The sequence below is a fragment of the Actinacidiphila bryophytorum genome (assembly GCF_016916835.1).
Taxonomy (GTDB): Bacteria; Actinomycetota; Actinomycetes; order Streptomycetales; family Streptomycetaceae; genus Actinacidiphila; species Actinacidiphila bryophytorum.
On record NZ_JAFFIX010000017.1, the window covers coordinates 1 to 18,355 of the forward strand.

General features: G+C 71.9%; 16 protein-coding genes and 1 tRNA gene. 5 read left to right on the forward strand and 12 right to left on the reverse strand.

The window, feature by feature from the left end:
• Nucleotides 1-343 precede the first annotated feature (343 nt).
• A complete protein-coding gene (locus JT723_RS22765) occupies nt 344-1,732 on the reverse strand; it encodes a cystathionine beta-synthase (protein WP_205046619.1) in 1,389 nt (462 codons plus the stop codon).
• A gap of 161 nt (nt 1,733-1,893) precedes the next feature.
• On the opposite strand from JT723_RS22765, the gene JT723_RS22770 reads away from it, so the two are divergent.
• The 3 genes from JT723_RS22770 (at nt 1,894) to JT723_RS22780 (ending at nt 5,507) form a co-directional block, all read left to right on the forward strand.
• On the forward strand, nt 1,894-2,949 hold the full coding sequence (locus JT723_RS22770; RefSeq protein ID WP_205046620.1) for an SGNH/GDSL hydrolase family protein: 1,056 nt from the start codon (nt 1,894-1,896) through the stop codon (nt 2,947-2,949).
• Nucleotides 2,950-3,213: 264 nt separating this feature from the next.
• On the forward strand, nt 3,214-4,434 hold the full coding sequence (locus JT723_RS22775; protein WP_205046621.1) for an acetyl-CoA C-acetyltransferase: 1,221 nt from the start codon (nt 3,214-3,216) through the stop codon (nt 4,432-4,434).
• 266 nt (nt 4,435-4,700) lie between these two features.
• On the forward strand, nt 4,701-5,507 hold the full coding sequence (locus tag JT723_RS22780) for a hypothetical protein (RefSeq protein ID WP_251512968.1): 807 nt from the start codon (nt 4,701-4,703) through the stop codon (nt 5,505-5,507).
• A 21-nt stretch (nt 5,508-5,528) separates the two neighbouring features.
• Here JT723_RS22780 and JT723_RS22785 read toward each other — a convergent pair whose 3' ends face one another.
• Entirely contained in the window at nt 5,529-5,918 is a 390-nt protein-coding gene (locus tag JT723_RS22785; RefSeq protein ID WP_307794103.1) for a hypothetical protein, read from the reverse strand.
• Between the two features lie 121 nt (nt 5,919-6,039).
• On the opposite strand from JT723_RS22785, the gene JT723_RS22790 reads away from it, so the two are divergent.
• Entirely contained in the window at nt 6,040-6,273 is a 234-nt protein-coding gene (locus JT723_RS22790) for a DUF4287 domain-containing protein (RefSeq protein ID WP_073497922.1), read from the forward strand.
• Nucleotides 6,274-6,383: 110 nt separating this feature from the next.
• Here the strand turns inward: JT723_RS22790 and JT723_RS22795 are convergent, their stop codons facing one another.
• The gene (locus JT723_RS22795; RefSeq protein ID WP_205046622.1) at nt 6,384-7,268 is read right to left on the reverse strand and encodes a Bax inhibitor-1/YccA family protein; all 885 of its coding nucleotides are present in this window, start codon (nt 7,266-7,268) and stop codon (nt 6,384-6,386) included.
• A gap of 230 nt (nt 7,269-7,498) precedes the next feature.
• Between JT723_RS22795 and JT723_RS22800 the strand changes: the two genes are divergently transcribed.
• Nucleotides 7,499-8,404, forward strand: a complete 906-nt coding sequence (locus JT723_RS22800) for a bifunctional DNA primase/polymerase (protein ID WP_240166048.1) — start codon at nt 7,499-7,501, stop codon at nt 8,402-8,404.
• Nucleotides 8,405-8,495: 91 nt separating this feature from the next.
• On the opposite strand, the gene JT723_RS22805 is transcribed toward JT723_RS22800, so the two are convergent.
• The 9 genes from JT723_RS22805 to JT723_RS22845 all read right to left on the reverse strand — a co-directional run bounded on the left by JT723_RS22805 (nt 8,496) and on the right by JT723_RS22845 (nt 18,354).
• Nucleotides 8,496-10,019 (reverse strand): flavin monoamine oxidase family protein, encoded by a 1,524-nt coding sequence (locus JT723_RS22805; RefSeq protein WP_205046739.1) that lies wholly within the window; start codon nt 10,017-10,019, stop codon nt 8,496-8,498.
• Nucleotides 10,020-10,422: 403 nt separating this feature from the next.
• Nucleotides 10,423-10,506 (reverse strand) — tRNA-Leu (locus tag JT723_RS22810).
• Nucleotides 10,507-10,745: 239 nt separating this feature from the next.
• Nucleotides 10,746-12,074, reverse strand: coding sequence for an SAM-dependent methyltransferase (locus JT723_RS22815; RefSeq protein WP_205046623.1), 1,329 nt, complete (start codon nt 12,072-12,074; stop codon nt 10,746-10,748).
• A 176-nt stretch (nt 12,075-12,250) separates the two neighbouring features.
• Nucleotides 12,251-13,636, reverse strand: a complete 1,386-nt coding sequence (locus JT723_RS22820; RefSeq protein ID WP_205046624.1) for an NAD(P)/FAD-dependent oxidoreductase — start codon at nt 13,634-13,636, stop codon at nt 12,251-12,253.
• Between the two features lie 295 nt (nt 13,637-13,931).
• Complete coding sequence (locus JT723_RS22825; RefSeq protein WP_205046625.1) at nt 13,932-14,906, reverse strand: Ppx/GppA phosphatase family protein; 975 nt, start codon at nt 14,904-14,906, stop codon at nt 13,932-13,934.
• On the reverse strand, nt 14,903-15,493 hold the full coding sequence (locus JT723_RS22830) for a DUF501 domain-containing protein (RefSeq protein ID WP_240166049.1): 591 nt from the start codon (nt 15,491-15,493) through the stop codon (nt 14,903-14,905). The genes JT723_RS22825 and JT723_RS22830 overlap by 4 nt, the downstream gene beginning before the upstream one ends.
• A 55-nt stretch (nt 15,494-15,548) precedes the next feature.
• On the reverse strand, nt 15,549-16,073 hold the full coding sequence (locus tag JT723_RS22835; RefSeq protein WP_205046626.1) for an FtsB family cell division protein: 525 nt from the start codon (nt 16,071-16,073) through the stop codon (nt 15,549-15,551).
• 166 nt (nt 16,074-16,239) lie between these two features.
• Nucleotides 16,240-17,520, reverse strand: a complete 1,281-nt coding sequence (gene eno, locus JT723_RS22840) for a phosphopyruvate hydratase (protein ID WP_205046627.1) — start codon at nt 17,518-17,520, stop codon at nt 16,240-16,242.
• A gap of 168 nt (nt 17,521-17,688) precedes the next feature.
• On the reverse strand, nt 17,689-18,354 hold the full coding sequence (locus tag JT723_RS22845) for a transglycosylase family protein (protein ID WP_205046628.1): 666 nt from the start codon (nt 18,352-18,354) through the stop codon (nt 17,689-17,691).
• Nucleotide 18,355: the final 1 nt, after the last annotated feature.

The window sequence follows — 18,355 nt, forward strand, 5'->3', positions numbered from 1 at the left end:
CTAAGGCCTAGGACGTTGGTCGCGGGGACCGCCGCACCCCCGGAGCGAGTCCGGAGGGCGGGACGACGGCGGTCCCCGCGAGGGACGCGGGCCGGGTCAGGACCGGGCGGGCGCGTCCGGGTCACCATGGAGTCCGGGAGCCGCTCCGGAGGTCCTTGGCGCCGTATGTGTGCCGTCCGGGCCGGTTGACCACCTGCCCTTTCGACATCACCCAATCTGCCGGACGCTTGTTAAGCCCGTGCTGCGCGTACGTGTCGCGGGTGTACCAGTTCCGCGAATCCCCACCGCTCCGGAGCCGGCCGGAGCGGCAGGCGGCCGCGGGGCGGGCGCCGTGCGTACCGCGTCAGGCCCCGGTGTGCCCGGCCAGGAACGCCAGCAGGTCCTGGCGGCTGACGACGCCGGTCGGCTTGCCCTCGACCAGCACGATCGCCGCGTCGGCTGCTTCGAGCACCGTCATCAGGTCGGCGACCCGCTCGCCGGAGCCGACCTGCGGCAGCGGCGGGCACAGGTGCTTGTCCAGCGGGTCGTCCAGCGTGGCGCGCTTGGTGAACAGCGCGTGCAGCAGGTCGCGCTCCACGATCGAGCCGATCACCTCGGCGGCCATGACGTCGGGGTGGCCGGCGCCGGGCTTGACAACCGGCATCTGCGACACGCCGTACTCGCGCAGCACCTCGATGGCCTGTCCGACCGTCTCGTCCGGGTGCATGTGGACCAGTTGCGGCAGGCCGCCGTCCTTGTGCGCCAGGACGTCGGCGACGCGCGCCTCGCCCTCGCCCTCGTCGAGGAAGCCGTGCGAGCTCATCCACTCGTCGCTGAAGATCTTCGACAGGTAGCCGCGGCCGCTGTCGGGCAGCAGGACGACGACCACGTCGTCAGGGCCGAGCCGTTCCGCGACCTTGAGCGCGGCCACGACCGCCATCCCGCACGAGCCGCCGACCAGCAGGCCCTCCTCGCGGGCGAGCCGCCGGGTCATCTGGAAGGAGTCCTTGTCGGAGACCGCGACGATCTCGTCGGCGACGTCCCGGTCGTAGGCCGTCGGCCAGAAGTCCTCGCCGACGCCTTCGACCAGGTAGGGCCGCCCGGAGCCGCCGCTGTAGACCGAGCCCTCGGGGTCGGCGCCGACGACCTGGACGCGGCCCTCGCTGACGTCCTTGAGGTAGCGGCCGGTGCCGGAGATGGTGCCGCCGGTGCCGACGCCCGCCACGAAGTGGGTGATGCGCCCGTCGGTCTGCTGCCACAGCTCGGGTCCCGTGGACTCGTAGTGAGACAGCGGGTTGTTGGGGTTGCTGTACTGGTCGGGCTTCCAGGCGTTCGGCGTCTCGGCCACCAGGCGGTCGGACACGTTGTAGTACGAGTCCGGGTGCTCGGGGTCGACGGCCGTCGGGCACACGACGACCTCGGCGCCGTACGCACGCAGGACGTTGATCTTGTCGGTGGAGACCTTGTCGGGGCAGACGAAGATGCAGTGGTAGCCCTTGCGCTGGGCGACCATGGCCAGGCCCACACCGGTGTTGCCCGAGGTGGGCTCCACGATGGTGCCGCCCGGCTTGAGCTCGCCGCTGCGCTCGGCGGCCTCGATCATCCGCAGGGCGATGCGGTCCTTCACAGAACCGCCGGGATTGAAGTATTCGACCTTGGCCAGGACGGTGGCCTGGATGCCCGCCGTCACACTGTTGAGCTTCACCAGCGGGGTGTTGCCGACGAGGCTGATCATCGAGTCGTGAAACTGCACCGTAGTGTCTCCGGGTTCTCCGTGATGGTGGGGTCAGCCTAGGTGGTGCGCGGCAACCGGAGCGAAACGTGGACGTTGCGGACACCGTTGACGTTGCCGGGGGTGTTGTTCGGGGCAACAGGTTCTTGTACCGGCTGGTGGACAGGAGGTGAGCGGGCTCGATGGCGAGGGCGAGGGTGGCACGGCGGATCGCGACCGCGGCGGCGTTCGGCGGTGGCGGGATCAGCCTGCTGAGCGGGGCGGCGGTCGGCCTGGTGCTGGCCGAGGTGCGGCTGGCCAAGCGGGTCGTGGGCGGTTCCGCCGACGTTCCGCCGCGGGCCGACGGGCGCTACGGGTCCGCGTTCGCGCACCGCACTGGGGAGCCGCCGCTGCGGCTGGTCTTCCTCGGCGACTCCACCGCGGCAGGGCAGGGCGTGCACCGGGCGCGCGAGACCCCTGGCGCCCTGCTGGCCTCGGGGCTGGCGGCGGTGGCAGAGCGGCCGGTGAAGCTGGTCAACGTCGCGCTGCCGGGCGCCCAGTCCGACGACCTGCCGCGCCAGGTGGAGCTGGTGCTCGACCCCGCGGTGCCGCCGCCGGACGTGGCGGTGATCATGATCGGCGCCAACGACGTCACCCACCGCATGCCGCCCGCGACGTCGGTGCGGCTGCTGTCGGACGCGGTACGCCGACTGCGCGCGGCCGGCGTGGAGGTGGTCGTCGGCACCTGTCCCGACCTGGGGTCCGTCGAGCCGGTCTACCAGCCGTTGCGCTGGCTGGCCCGCAGGATGAGCCGGCAGCTGGCCGCGGCGCAGACCATCGCGGTGGTGGGCGTGGGCGGCCGCACGGTCTCGCTGGGCGACCTGCTGGGTCCCGAGTTCGAGGCCAGGCCGCGCGAGCTGTTCGGCCCTGACAACTACCACCCCTCGGCCGAGGGGTATGCGACGGCCGCCATGGCCGTACTGCCGACGCTGTGTGCGGCGCTCGGCGTGTGGCCGCTGGCCGACGAGCGGCCCGACGTGCGGCGCGGCGAGGGCTTCCTGCCGGTCGCGCAGGCGGCGGCCGAGGCGGCGGCCGAGGGCGGCACCGAGGTCACCGCGGCACAGGACGCGGTGTCGGGGCCGCGCGGGCGCTGGGTGCTCATCAAGCGGCGCAGGAGGCGGCTGCTGCCGGACGAGCACCCGGAGCAGGCCGCGGGGGACGCCGCGGGCGAGGAGAGCGCAGCCCACCGCTCGGCCTAGCGCATCGCTCTGCCGTGCCGGCCCGCGGGCCGGCACGGCATGACGACCGCCCGGCGTGGCTGCCGCATCCGCGGGGCACGGGCGTAGCATCGGGTAAGCAAGCGCTCAGAAAGTAGCCCGCATCACAGCGGCAGGCTGGTGACTCGCTGCGGTACGTACCGGTAACTTTCCCGAGGGTCCGCGGAGCCGCCGCAGCACGCACCACACACGCACGCACGCACCCACAGCACCACCCCCGCCCGCAGCTCGCCGAGGAGTGTCGCGATGCCCGAAGCCGTCATCGTCTCAGCCGCCCGTTCGCCCATCGGCCGCGCCTTCAAGGGGTCGCTCAAGGACCTGCGGCCGGACGACCTGGCCGCCACGATCATCAGCACGGCGCTCGCCAAGGTGCCGCAGCTCGACCCGCACGACATCGACGACCTGATGCTGGGCTGCGGCCTGCCGGGCGGCGAGCAGGGCTTCAACCTGGGCCGGATCGTCGCCGTGCAGATGGGCATGGACCACCTGCCGGGCTGCACGGTCACCCGCTACTGCTCCTCGTCGCTGCAGACCACCCGCATGGCGCTGCACGCGATCAAGGCCGGCGAGGGCGACGTCTTCGTCTCCGCGGGCGTCGAGATGGTGTCGCGCTTCGTCAAGGGCAACTCCGACAGCCTCCCCGACACGATGAACCCGCTGTTCGGCGACGCCATCGCGCGCACCGCGGAGCGGGCCGAGCAGAGCGGGGCCGGCTGGCACGACCCGCGCGAGGACGGGCTGCTGCCCGACGCGTACATCGCGATGGGGCAGACGGCGGAGAACCTGGCGGCGGCCAAGGGCATCACGCGCCGGGAGCAGGACGAGTTCGGCGTCCGGTCGCAGAACCTGGCCGAGCAGGCGCTGAAGAACGGCTTCTGGGAGCGCGAGATCACCCCCGTGACGCTGCCTGACGGCTCCGTGGTGGCCGCGGACGACGGCCCGCGACCGGGTGTGACCCTGGAGGGCGTCCAGGGCCTCAAACCGGTCTTCAGGCCCGACGGCACGGTCACGGCCGGCAACTGCTGCCCGCTCAACGACGGCGCGGCGGCGCTGGTGGTCATGTCCGACACCAAGGCGCGCGAGCTGGGCATCACCCCGCTGGCCCGGGTGGTCTCCACCGGGGTCTCCGGGCTGTCCCCCGAGATCATGGGCTACGGCCCCGTCGAGGCCTCGCAGCAGGCGCTGCGCCGGGCCGGCATGTCGATCGGCGACATCGACCTGGTCGAGATCAACGAAGCCTTCGCCGCGCAGGTCATCCCGTCCTACCGCGACCTGGGCATCGACCTGGACCGGCTGAACGTCAACGGCGGCGCCATCGCCGTCGGCCACCCCTTCGGCATGACCGGCGCGCGTATCACCGGGACCCTGATCAACAGCCTGCAGTTCCACGACAAGCAGTTCGGCCTGGAGACCATGTGCGTGGGCGGCGGCCAGGGCATGGCCATGGTCATCGAGCGCCTTTCGTGACCCTCCGCCACCGGCTGACTCCGTAACGCAGAGTTGTGACGTAAGTCGCAATCAAATCGCCCCCGGGATGTGATTTTTCCCGGGGGCGACGCTTTTTCGCAGGTCAGACCCCGCATACAAAATCAGGACAGCATCCCAGAACCACCCAACTCATGACTTTCCGCACTGCAGAGGCCAGGGGTTTACCGGCACAGTGATGTGAGGGGGAAGTTTCGTCCACTGTTCAGGTGGGCATTGCTCGGGTCGCGTCAGTCGGGAGAACGTCAGTGAGTGCCAACTTCACCGTCCTGCTGGTCGCCGCGGGTTTCGCCGTGGCGGCGGGTTCCGCCGCTCTGCTCTCCGCCCGTGGCGTACGCCGCGAGCTGTCGGCCCTGCGCCAGGATCTGGCGGGCCTGCGCCTGCCGGAGCAGCGCGCCACGGCAGGTGACATCAGGGCCGCCGTCGCCGACGCACTGGCCGACGAGCGGGAGCGCGAACTCGCCGAGGCCCGCGCCTTCTGGGCCGAGCAGGAGGCCCGCGAGACCGCGGGCGACACACCGCTCTTCCGCGGCGGGCTCTACGGCACCGGCGCCGACGCCCCGACGGCCGGCGCCGACTACGAGGTGCCGCCCGTGCTGCCCTACCTGCCCCGGCAGGCCGACTTCGCCGGTCTCGACGCCGCCTACGAGGCCGCGCTCGAAGCCGACGCAGCCGAGGCCCCCGAGGCGACGCTGTCCGCGCCGGGCGCGATCCCGCACCCGTCGGGCCCCGACTACGCGCCCTCTCCGGTCGTCGCCTCCCAGGACCAGACCGCGGAACGGCTCGCCGACCTCGCCGACGCCAGGGTGCCGCTTTCCGACGTCAGGCCCGGACCACTCGGCACCCTCGACGTCTACGTGTTCGCCGACGGCACCACGCTGTGCATGACGCCGGGTCACCGCGAGACCGCGCTGCGGCTGTGCGACGCCCTGGACCGCGGTGACATACCCGTGCTGCGCGGCGGCTCGGCAATAGCCGGCGCCTATGCGCTGACCTTCGCCTTCGGCGAGGAGAGCGTCTACGTGCTCGCCGACCGGGTCGTCGCCTCCCTGTAGCCCTCTCCTTACGGCGGCCGGCTAGTCGACGGCCCTGGCCGCCCGCGCCACCCTTTCGCGCGCCTCGGCCAGCAGTCCGCGGTGCTGGGGCAGCCGCGCCACCGCGACCAGCTCCCGCCCGGCAAGGGCCAGCTGGTCGCCCACCACGAAGACGCCGTCGTCGGGCATCACGTACGGCTCGCGCCCGGGGAACTCCAGCAGCTGCGCCTCGCGGGCGAGCCAGCGGGCGAGTTCCAGACCCGTCGCCGCGGCGCCGGACCGGAGCCTGCGCTGCGGAAGGGCGCGCAGCCGCCCCGCGAGCCGCTGGACCGCGGAGTCGAGATCGGCGCGCGGGTCGACGTGCGGATCGTGGTGCGGGCTGCCGTTGCGGCCCGGGTCCTGGTCCGCGTTCTGGTCGCTGCGCTCCGGCATGACGCGACCCTACCGGGGTACGGGAGTCAGCCTCGCACCCATATCCGCACGTCCGCGATGGTTGCCAACGCACGACCTCTCGGGCACGGTGGGGTGACCGGACCACATACCGGAGGCGCCGATGTCCCAAACGCACTTCTCCGAGGAAACCCACCGGAATCTGCTCGACCGCATCCCGCACTGCACCGGCCGCGAGGTCAGCGACTGGCTGTCCGCCCTCGCCGACGGGCCGTCCTTCTTCCGCTTCGACGAGAAGGTCAGCTGGCTCCGCTCGGAGCACGACCTCTCCTACGGCCACGCGAAGGCCATCGTCCACGAGTACGACCTGCGGCGGGCCGCCCGCAACCTGCTCTGAGCCCGCCCGCACCCCACACCACGCCGACGGGCTGCCGGGAAGCGGCGCTTCCCGGCAGCCCGTCCGGCGATGCCTGCTGAGCCGTGCAGCGGGCCGTGCGGCCCGCCCGGTCAGTCGCGCAGGATCGCGATCAGCCGCAGCAGCTCCAGGTAGATCCACACCAGCGACAGGGTCAGCCCGAAGGCCGCCAGCCAGGACTCCTGCTGCGGGGCGCCGCCCCTGATGCCGTCCTCGACCTGCTTGAAGTCCAGGGACAGGAAGAAGGCGCCCAGCGCGATGCCGAGCAGGCAGAAGACGATGCCGAGCGGGCCGGTGCGCAGCCCCAGGCCGTCGGAGCTGCCGAAGGCGGCGAAGAGCAGGTTGACCAGCATCGCCAGGACGAAGCCGATGGCGACGGCGAGGCCGATCCGCTGGTAGCGGGCGGTGACCCGGATGATGCGCGCCCGGTAGGCGATGAGCATGCCGGCGAAGATCGCCATGGTGCCCAGCACCGCCTGGACCGGGGCGCCTTGCCATGCCTCGTTGTAGGCCCGGCTGAGCACCCCGAGGAAGACGCCCTCGAAGACGGCGTAGCCGAGGATCAGCGCGGGTACGGGCCGGCGCTTGAAGGCCTGGATCATGGCCAGCACGAAGGCGATCAGGGCCGCGCCCACGGCCAGGCCGACGTTGTCGGGAATCGCGACCCAGCCGAGGACCGCGCCGACCACGACCGTGCCGAGCGTCATGCCGGTGCGGGTGACGACGTCGTCGATCGTCATCCGGCCGGTCTGCGCGGGTCCCGCGGCGGGGGCCGCGTACATCTGCTCCATGCCCTCGGCGGTGAGGGGCTGCGGCTGGTCGTAGGGGTTGCGCGGCGCCTGGGCGTAGGGGTTGCCGCCCTGCGGGAAGCCGCCGGGCACCCCCTGGGCGCCGCGGGCGCCCTGCGCCTCGAAGCCCGCGTAGTCGTTCCCGCGGGTGAAACCCCGCCGGGAGAAGACCGGGTTGCTGCTCCTCATCTCACTCCTCCATGGCCGCGTCCTGCAGCTCTGCGTCAAGAGTAATGGCTTGGCAAAAAGACGACTGGCCTCCGGAAGGTGATCTTCCCCGGATGCCGGTTCGCACGCACCCCGTGGCGATATGCCCGCCTCCCCGTGCGCCCGGGAGCGCCGTCGCGCGCCACGCCCGGGAGCGATACGCGGTGGACGGTGGCGCTCGGGCGCGGTATCACTGAAGGGTGCAGACGAACATGCGTTCGAACATCAGGGAGCAGGCCATGGCACGCCCCGACCACACCCGCGCCCTGCACGCGGCCCTGCTGACCGCCGCCCGCGGTCTGCCCGTCATCCCGCTGTCCCGTACGAAGCTGCCCGCCGTCCGCTCCCCGCACCGCGACGAGCCGCGCTCCGCGGCCATGTGCCGCGGCGAATGCGGCAGGCCGGGGCACGGCGTGTACGACGCGACCACCGACCCCGAGCGCATCCGCGCCCTCTTCGCCGTCGCTCCCTGGGCCACCGGCTACGGGGTGGCGTGCGGGCGCGGGCCGCTGCATCTGATCGGGCTCGACCTCGACGTCAAGCACGGCGCCGACGGCGTAGGCGCGCTCCAGGCACTGGCCGACACCCACCGCTTCACCGTGCCCGCCACCGTCACGGTGCTCACCCCCAGCGGCGGCCGCCACCTGTGGCTGACGGCACCGGGCCCGGTGCCCAACTCGGCGGGCCGGCTCGGCCCGGGCATCGACGTACGCGGCGAGGGCGGCTACGTGGTCGGCCCGGGGTCGCGCACGGTCGCGGGGCGCTATCTGCTCGCCCCGGGCAGCGCCGACCTCCCGCTCGCGGCGGCTCCCCCACAGCTGCTGCGGCTCGCCGCTCCGCCGCCCTCGCCGTACGACCACGAGCCCCGGCACGCGGCAGGTCCGCGCCATCCGGCAGAGAAGCGGGCCGCAGCCCTGGTGCGCTTCGTCCTGGACTCCCGCGAGGGGGAGCGCAACGGGCGGCTGTTCTGGGCCGCCTGCCGGGCCTACGACGCCGGTCTCGGCGACGCCCTCGCACCGGCCCTGGTGACGGCCGCGGTGCACACCGGCCTGAGCGAGCGCGAGGCCGCCGCCACCGTGGCGTCGGCAGGACGGCTGCGGGCCGCCCCGCACGCCTGAGGCGGAGACATGCCCGCAGGACCGGCGGGAGGATGCCCTCAGGCGCCGCGGAACAGCCTCGGAGCGGCGCCTGAGAGGCCTCAGGGCGCCGTCAGGCGAGTACCCGCTGGTGCAGCGCGGTGACCGCCTTGCGCGCCGAACTGAACGCCCCGTGCTGCCATGCGTCCATGTAGCTGAGCCAGTCGCCGGCGAAGTAGACGCGGCCCGTGGGTTCGTTCAGCGGCTTGTACCTGGCGTGGTCGGGGCCGCCGGGGGTGCTGTGCCAGGCGGCCTCCTGGTAGGGGAACTGGCGCCAGTGGTGGGAGAAGGACGTGGCCAGTTCGCTGCGGTACTTCTCGCCGTAGATCTTGACGCCCGCCGCCACCGCCCGGGCCTCGCGCTCCTTGGGGGTGAGCGGCGCGTAGGAGTCCGCGTGCGAGCCGGTGTTGTAGTAGCCGATGATCACACCGCGCTCGCCGTGGAAGCCGTAGGACGGGTGCCAGATGTGGGTGACGTCGAGGTCGGTCTCGGTGATGCCGCCGTAGATCCGGTGGTCGGTCTCCCACCAGCGGGAACGGTACTCCAGGCCGATCTTGGCGGCCGAGGACGGCGTGATGGCCTGCAGGGCGGCCTGGACGTCGGCGCCGAGGTTGTGCGGCACCTTGGCGAGGATGTTGGGCGGCATCGCGGCCACGCAGTAGTCCGCGTCCAGGACCCTGGTGCGCCCGCCCTGGGTGTAGGTCACGCTCACGCCGTGCGGCTGGTCGGTGATCCGGGTGACGGCGCAGCCGGTGCGGACCTTGTGGCTGCCGATCGCGCCGGCCAGCGCGTGCGGTATCCGGTCCATACCGCCGACCGGCTGGAACATCAGCATGGCCTGGTCGAATTCGAACTCGAAGGAGAAATACCGGCCGACTCCCGAGGCGAAAATGTCCGAGGCGCTGGGCACGTCGCCGTTGACCACGCCGGGAGTACCGGCGGCGGCCGGCCACTGCGAATAGCCGCGCCGTGAACTGCCGGTGTATTCGAGGGTATTGCCGAGGTCCCCGTAGTCCTTGAGGAATTCCATCAGGCGTTCCCGGTCGGCCGAGGTGAGCGCCTGGTCCAGTGCGCCCTGGTCGGAGGCCTTGGCCAGGAGTTCGGTCACATAGCCGAAGACGTCGGCTTTCGCCGCTCGGTAGCGCATCGGCGCCGTCATGCCGGCGGACTCGTTGTAGAGGTAGGTGTCGGCGTTGACGTTGGTGAAGACCTCGATGGGCACGCCCAGTTCGCGGCAGTAGTCCAGGGTGACCATCCACTGGGCGATGCGGGCGGGTCCCGCGTTCATGTACTGGCCGTCGGAGAAGCGTGCGGTCTGGTGGTTGCCGTACAGGTCGGTGGTGCTGTCGCCGCCCCTGACCGTGAAGTTGCGGCCGCCCGGGCGGTCGCGCGCCTCCAGGACCGTGCAGTCGTAGCCCGCCTTGCCGAGTTCGTAGGCGGTGGTCAGGCCGGCTATGCCGCCGCCGAGCACGACCACCTTGGCGGCGGCCCGGCCGGTGAGGGTGAAGTCGCCCCTGCGCGGCGCGCGGAAGGCCGCCTCGCTGGACGCGGCCTGCGCGGTGGGGGTGAGGCCGAGTGCCCCCATCGTGGCGAGCATGGCGCCCGCCCCGCCCGTCGCGCCGACGGCACGCAGGAAGGCACGTCGATTGAACTGGGTCATCTGTCATGTCCCCTTTCACTACTGGCGCAGGGGACTGTGGCAGCGCGGAGTTACACGTGATCGTTCGCCATATGTCGCGGGCGTAAGGGGAAGCTCCGCCCGGCGCCTGCTACGGGGGCTGCGGCGGCGGCATTCGCGGGCCGCGCGGCCGGCCGCGAACGGCCGGCCGACTCTGCCGGGAACAGCGCGTCATACGACGCCGTGCTGTGCTGGGCTGTGCGGTGTCGAACCGGTGGTGCGGAAGAGCCGGTACTGCCACGGTGCGGCCGCGTCGCCCGGCGTTCCGGGGCGTTGTACGCCCTTTCCCGCCCTTCTCGCGGACCAGCCACCCTGGGGTGGGTGCCCGGAGCCGGACTTGAACCGGCACGCCCACTGTGGGGCAGCGAGGTTTAAGCTCGCCGTGTCTGCGTTCCACCATCCGGGCCGGCGGGGCGCAGAGAAAAGCGTATCGGGGACGGCGCATCGCAACAGGGCGCCTCAGTTGTCATGTTGTCTTATTTTAGGGGTCCCTGACAGCGGATCAGCGGCCCCTTCGGACAAGCCCGGCTGTCCAGGACGTCAACACCGCGTCCACAGTTGCCCCGCACAAGTGACGTGAAATCGCTCCCCCAACCACGACAAACACACCAAGGCGGCCACTGCGGTGGCGCGTCATGGCCGGTTCTAGGAAAGCCAGCCGCTGCGGGTGCGCGGCATCCCGGACGCGCCGCCGGTGTCCGTGCGCACGGCGAGCACCTGGTTGACGCCGATCCGGTTGCGCTCGAACGAGAGTGCAGACGCTGCCATGTACAGCTGCCAGACCCTGGCCTTGCCGACGCTCGTCGCCCGGGCCGCCGCGTTCCAGTGCGCCTCCAGGTTGGCCACCCAGGCGCGCAGGGTCCGCGCGTAGTGCTCGCGCAGTGCCTCCACGTCCCGCACCTCGAAGCCGGCCTCCTCCAGGCGGGCCACGGTCACGCCGACCGGGGCGAGTTCGCCGTCGGGGAAGACGTAGCGGTCGATGAACTCGTCGATGCGGTACGCCTCCTCGTCGCGCATCGGCCGCCGCCCGATCTGGTGGTTCAGCAGCCGTCCGCCCGGCCGCAGCAGGCCGTACAGCGTGCGCGCGTACTCCAGGTACCTCTCGCTGCCGACGTGCTCGGCCATGCCGATGGACGAGATCGCGTCGTAGGGGCCGTCGGGGACGTCCCGGTAGTCCTGCACCCGGATGTCGACCCGGCCGGTCAGGCCCGCCTCGGCGACGCGCTTGCGCGCGAAGGCCGCCTGCTCCACGGACAGCGTGATGCCCGTCGCCCGGACCCCGTAGTGCTCGGCCGCGTGCAGCACCATCGAGCCCCAGCCGCAGCCGACGTCCAGCAGCCGCTGGCCCTCGCGCAGGCTCAGCTTGCGGCAGACCAGGTCGAGCTTGGCATATTGCGCAGCCTCAAGGGTGGTGTCCTCATCCGGCCACACCGCGCACGAATACACCATGCTCGGGCCGAGCAGCAGCGCGTAGAAGTCGTTGCCGACGTCGTAGTGGTGCGCGATGGCCGCCTTGTCGCGCCGCTTGGTGTGCGCGATACCGGTGCGCCTGCGCACCTCCTCGGGCGGCGGTGCGGGCGGCAGCCCGGCTCCTGCCAGCGTCAGCGCCTCGCGGACCAGGCGGTAGCTGGCCGGGTCGCCCAGCCGCTCGGCGACCCGGCGGGCGGTCCGCACCATGCCGCCCGCGGCTGCCGGGTCGGGCTCGTCCCGCTCCCACAGCAGCCCGGACAGCCGGTCGAGCGCCTCGTAGAGGTCGCCGTCCACGGCGAGGTCACCGGCCACCCACCCGCGGGCCAGGCCCAGTTCGCCGGGGCGCCACAGCAGCCGGCGCAGGGCGCGGCGCCGGCGGAAGACCAGGACAGGTGTGCCGGACGGCCCGGCCTCACTGCCGTCCCAGGCGCGTACGCGCAGCGGGAACGGTCTGGAGAGGGCGTGTTCGGCGAGTTCGAAGATGCGATGAGCCGCGTCAGCCATGCTTCTGAGCGTACGACTGAAAACCGCCGTTGACCCGCAAATCTACATTGCGGATACACGCACTTCGCCCGGACGGCGGTTGCCCCGGTGCCGCAACGCCGTAAGGGCGCCCGCACCACGGATGGCGGGCGCCCTTACGGCGTCGGAAAGGGGGCGGTTCGCGCCGCCCCGCGGCGTCAGGCCGCGCCGGCCTTCTCGGTCTCGGCGGCCTTCGGCTGCGGGACGACGGCCGCAGCCGGCGCCGGGCGGGCGGCCTCGTAGAACTCCTCGCGGGGGTTCTCGATGGCGCCGAGCGAGACGACCTCGCGCTTGAGGAACATCCCCAGCGTCCAGTCGGCGAAGACCCGGATCTTGCGGTTCCAGGTCGGCACCGCCATGCCGTGGTAGCCGCGGTGCATGTACCAGGCCAGCCGGCCCTTGACCTTGATCCTGGCCTTGCCGACCACGATCATCGCGACGCCCTTGTGCAGGCCGAGGCCGGCGACCGCACCCTTGTTGGCGTGCTTGTAGTCCTGCTGCGGGAAGCCGCGCAGCCCGGAGATCACGTTGTCGCCGAGCACCTTGGCCTGGCGCAGCGCGTGCTGGGCGTTCGGCGGGCACCAGGCGCCCTCGCCGGCCGCGAGGTCGGGGATCTGGGCGTTGTCGCCCGCGGCCCAGATGTAGTCGGTGCCGCGAACCTGGAGCGTCGGGGCGGTGTCCACGTGGCCGCGCGGGCCGAGCGGCAGGCCGAACTTGGCCAGCGCCGGGTTGGGCTTGACGCCCGCGGTCCACACGATGGTGGAGGCGTCGATCTCCAGGCCGTTGGCCAGGACCACGTGCTTGTCCACGCAGGACTTCATCGAGGTGCTGAGGTAGACCTCGATGCCGCGCTCCTGGAGGTGCTCCAGGCCCCACTTGCCCAGCTGCGGGCCGACCTCGGGGAGGATCTTGTCCGCGGCGTCGACCAGGATGAAGCGCATGTCCTCGCGCTTGACGTTCGGGTAGTACTTGGCGGCGTCGCGCGCCATGTCCTCGACCTCGCCGATGGTCTCCGCACCCGCGAAGCCGCCGCCGACGAAGACGAAGGTCAGCGCCTTGCGGCGGATGTCCTCGTCGGTCGTGGAGTCGGCCTTGTCCAGCTGCTCGAGCACGTGGTTGCGCAGGCCGATCGCCTCCTCGACACCCTTCATGCCGATGCCGTTCTCGGCCAGGCCCGGGATCGGGAAGGTCCGGGAGACCGCGCCGAGCGCCATCACCAGGTAGTCGAAGGGAAGCTGGTAGGACTCGCCGACCAGCGGCTCGACCGTGGCGACCTTGCGGTCCTGGTCGATGTCGACGACCCGCCCGGTCAGCACCTCGGCCCCGGGCAGCACGCGCCGCAGCGGGACGACGACGTGACGCGGGGAGATGCTGCCTGCTGCCGTCTCGGGAAGGAAGGGCTGGTACGTCATGTACGAGCGCGGGTCGACGACCGTGACGGTCGCCTCGCCGTACCGCATCTTCTTCATGATGCGACGCGCCGCGTACAGGCCGACGTAACCGCCGCCTACTACGAGGATCCGTGGACGCTCCGTGGTGCTCATGCATCGAGTATCCAGCACCCGCAGGGGGGTACCTCGTGAGCCCCTTCACAAGGTGCTGGACACCCTGTGCTATCCTGCGCGGTTTCGCGACCAGGCACGACGTGACCCGTACCCGTGACACAGCGCCGGGCACCGTTGCCCCGGGCGCTGAGCAGCACGGATCGTCCGGTGTTCAATGGCCGGCAGGGCGTCCGTCACACCGCTGAAACACAGCGCGACCAAGGATTCTGCGGGTCCCGCCACGGCCGAGCCTGGGAAAATTGGGCCGCAGAGCGGGAACTTCATGTGAAGAGTTTCACAAAGCTTTTTCCGCGGACCCGTCGGCCGCGGCGAAAGCGATGCCGTCGAGGATGTCGTGCTCGCTCACCACGACCTCCGCCGCCCCCGTCCGCTCCATGATCCGCAGCAGCACCAGGGCGCCCGCACCGATCACGTCGACCCGGCCCTCGTGCATCACGGGAATGGCCGCGCGCTCGGCATGGGTGGCCGCCAGCAGCCGCCCGGTGACCGCCCTGACCTGGTCGATGCCGATCCTGGCGTGGTGGATCGCGGCGGGGTCGTAGGCGGGCAGGCCGAGCGCGATCGCGGCCACCGTGGTGACCGACCCCGCCAGGCCGACGAGGGTCCGCGCCTGGTCCATCGGCACCGTCACGGCCGCCTCGGCAAGGGCCGCGTCGATGTCGGCGGTCATCGCCGCGACGATCCCGGGCGTCGGCGGGTCCACCGGGACGCCGTCGCACACGATGTGACGCTCCGTCATCCTCACGCAGCCGACGTCGACCGAGCGGGCCGCGCTCACCCGGTCGGAGCCGAGCACGAACTCGGTGGACCCGCCGCCGATGTCCACCACCAGATACGGCGTCAGCAGCCCGTGCTCCCCGGTCAGTTCACGGGTCGCGCCGGTGAAGGACAGCGCCGCCTCCTGGTCGCCGCTGATCACCACCGGCTCGACGCCGAGCAGGTCCACCACACCGCGCACGAAGTCGTCGCGGTTGTCCGCGTCGCGCGACGCGGACGTGGCCACGAAGCGGACGCGGGATGCGGGGACGCCGTATTCAGCGATCACCGCCGCGTATTCGCGGCAGGCGGCGAAGGTGCGCTCCAGCGCCTCGGGCGCAAGGCGCCCGGTGCGGTCGACACCCTGGCCGAGCCGGACGATCCGCATCCGCCGGTCCAGGTCCTTCAGCGTGCCCGTGCGCGGGTCGACGTCGGCGACCAGCAGCCTGATCGAGTTGGTGCCGCAGTCGATGGCGGCGACCCGGGTCGTCATGAGGTCTCCTCGGCCGGGCCGGCCCCGGCGGTGTCGTCGGTGGCGGCGCCCGCGGCGTCCGCGGCGTCCGCGGCGTCCTGCTGCAGGGGCACGCACGGCCCCTTGGCCCACCAGTCGGGCAGCATCGCCAGCGCCTCGTCGCCCAGCGGGTTGACGCCGGGTCCGGCGGCCAGCGAGTGGCCGACCAGCACATGCAGGCACTTGACCCGGTCGGGCATGCCGCCCGCGCTCGGGAAGCCTTCGAGCACCTCGACGGCGTCGCGCCGGGCGATGTAGTCCTCGTGGGCGGCGCGGTAGGCAGCCGCCAGCTCCGGGTCCTCGGCCAGGCGCGCGGTCATCGTCTTCATCACGCCGTCGGCCTCCAGCGTGCCGATCGCCGAGGCGGCCCGCGGGCACGTCAGGTAGTACAGCGTCGGGAAGGGTGTGCCGTCCTCCAGCCGGGGCTGGGTCTCGACCACGTCGGGATTGCCGCACGGGCAGCGGTGCGCGACCGCGCGCAGGCCCCGCGGCGGGCGGCCGAGCTGCGCCCTGACGGCGGCGGCGTCCGCGGGGGTGGCGGGGGCGGGGTTGTGCTGGGAGGAGTTCATGTGCCGTTCTGTGTCTCGTGGCCGTCTCCGGCCGTCCGGTGGCCGGACGCGGGGGTCAGTGCCGCGGCGGCGCGGCGGCGTCCGCATGGTCGACGCCGTCCCACAGGTTCGCGTACCAGGGCCGGTGGGCTGCCGCGTCCGCCTGGCTGCCGCTGTCGCCCGGGCTGCCGGCGCTCCTGTGCGCCGAGCCTTGCGCGCCCGCTGTGGGTGCGGGGCGGGCCACGGAGTAACCGTCCTCACCCGGCATCACATAGTGCAGCTGCTTGCGTGCCTGGGTGCGGACGTACTCCGGGTCCTGCCAGCGGGCCTTCTGCTCGCGCAGCTCGTCGACCTTCTGCCGCGCCTGCTGCGCCTCGCGGCGCTGGTCGGCGATGTCGGCGCGCTGGGCGATGTACTGCCGCATCGGGTAGGCGAGCGCGATCACCAGGGAGCACAGCACCAGCGCGAGCAGCGCCGCCCGCCCGGTGAGCTTGTTGCGGCGGGCCGGGCGCCGGGCCGCGGCGGCACGGTAGACCCGCGCGTGCGCCTCCTGCCCGATGGCCTTCAGCCGGGCCGCGGTGGAGAACCGGTCGGACCCCACGCCGTCGCTCCCCTCGTGCGTTCCGGTGGGACGTACGTACGTCCCACGGCACGAACATACTGCCCCGCCCTCCCGTACGCCGGTACGTCCCCGCCCGCGGTACGGGACCGGGTACGGGGACGTACGGGCACAGCGGCGCCTGCGGCGGCGCGGACCGCCTGCTGCGTCAGCCCTTGAAGCGCGGGAAGGCGCTGCGGCCGGCGTAGACCGCGGCGTCGTCGAGGATCTCCTCGATGCGCAGCAGCTGGTTGTACTTGGCGACGCGCTCGGAGCGGGCGGGCGCACCGGTCTTGATCTGGCCGCAGTTGGTGGCGACGGCCAGGTCGGCGATGGTGACGTCCTCGGTCTCGCCGGAGCGGTGCGACATCATGCACTTGTAGCCGCTGCGCTGCGCCAGCTCGACCGCGTCCAGGGTCTCGGTCAGCGAGCCGATCTGGTTGACCTTCACCAGCAGCGCGTTGGCCGTGGCATTGTCGATGCCCTTCTGCAGGCGCTCGGGGTTGGTGACGAAGAGGTCGTCGCCGACGATCTGCACCTTGCCGCCGAGCTTGTCGGTGAGCACCTTCCAGCCGGACCAGTCGTCCTCGAACAGCGGGTCCTCGATGGAGACCAGCGGGTAGGCGCCGACCAGCTCCTCGTAGTACTCGGTCATCTCCGCGGCCGAGCGCTGCTTGCCCTCGAACTCGTACTTGCCGTCCTTGTAGAACTCGGAGGCGGCCACGTCCAGGGCGAGCGCGATGTCCTGGCCGGGGGTGTAGCCGGCCTGCTTGATCGCCTCGATGATCAGGTCGAGCGCGTCGCGGTTGGAGCCGAGATTCGGCGCGAAACCACCCTCGTCGCCCAGACCCGTGGACAGGCCGCGGGTCTTGAGCACGCCCTTGAGGGTGTGGTAGACCTCGGCGCCCCAGCGCAGCGCCTCGGAGAAGGACTCGGCGCCGATCGGCGCGATCATGAACTCCTGGATGTCGACGTTGGAGTCCGCGTGCGACCCGCCGTTGAGGATGTTCATCATCGGGACCGGCAGCACGTGCGCGTTCGGGCCGCCGAGGTAGCGGAAGAGCGGGAGGTCGGAGGCCTCGGAGGCGGCGTGCGCGACCGCGAGCGACACGCCGAGGATGGCGTTGGCGCCGAGCGAGGACTTGTCCGGGGTGGCGTCCAGGTCGAACATCGCCTGGTCGATCAGCCGCTGCTCGGTGGCGTCGTAGCCGACCAGCTCCGGGCCGATCTGCTCGATGACGGCGAGGACGGCCTTCTCGACGCCCTTGCCCTGGTAGCGGTTCTTGTCGCCGTCGCGGAGTTCGAGGGCCTCGAAGGCGCCGGTGGAGGCGCCGGACGGAACTGCGGCACGGCCCGTGCTGCCGTCATCGAGGCCGACCTCGACCTCGACGGTGGGGTTGCCTCGCGAGTCGAGGATTTCCCGGGCTACGACGACGTCGATGGACGGCACGTTGTCTCCTTCAGATGATGTCTTCTCGTCTTTTCCGGGACGAGCCTAACCGCCTCGGGCGCCCGTACCGGTTCCCGGCCCGGCCCCTGAGACGGAAAACCGGCCGGGCACGCGGCGCCCCGGGGGCATGCCGCGTACCCGGCCGGTCGGTGAGGTTCCGCCGGGCGGTCAGCCGAGGTGCAGGTGCTGGCCCGGGTAGATCAGGTCGGCGTCCTTGACGCTGTCCTTGTTCAGCTCGAAGAGCTTGTGCCAGCCGCCGGACACGTGGTGGCTCTTGGCGATACCGGACAGGGTGTCGCCGGAGACGACGGTGTAGTCGCCCTTGCGGCCGGAGTGCCGCTGCCAGTCGGAGGCGGAGTGCTTGGCCGGCTTGGCGGCCTTCTTCGCCGGAGCGCTCTTGGCCGGAGTGCTCTTGGCAGAGGTGCTCTTGGCCGGGGTGGAGGAGCCGCCGGGGTTGATGTCGGGCGACGGGCCGCCCGCGGTCAGGCCGCCGGCCGAGGCGCAGGCCCAGGCGCCGGGGCCCTGCATGGCGAGCAGCTTCTCGGCGACCGCTATCTGCTGGTCCTTGGTGGCCAGGTCGGCGCGGGAGGCGTACTGCAGGCCGCCGGCCGCTTCCCAGCTGGACTGCGAGAACTGCAGGCCGCCGTAGTAGCCGTTGCCGGTGTTGATCGACCAGTTGCCACCGGACTCGCACTGGGCGACGGCGTCCCAGGTGGCCACGGAGGCGGCCGAGGAGGACGTGGCGCCGATCAGCGGAACGGCGACGGCGGTGCCGGCAACACCGGCAAACGTGGCGAAACGGACCATCTTCGAGGCACGACGGTGCTTACCCATG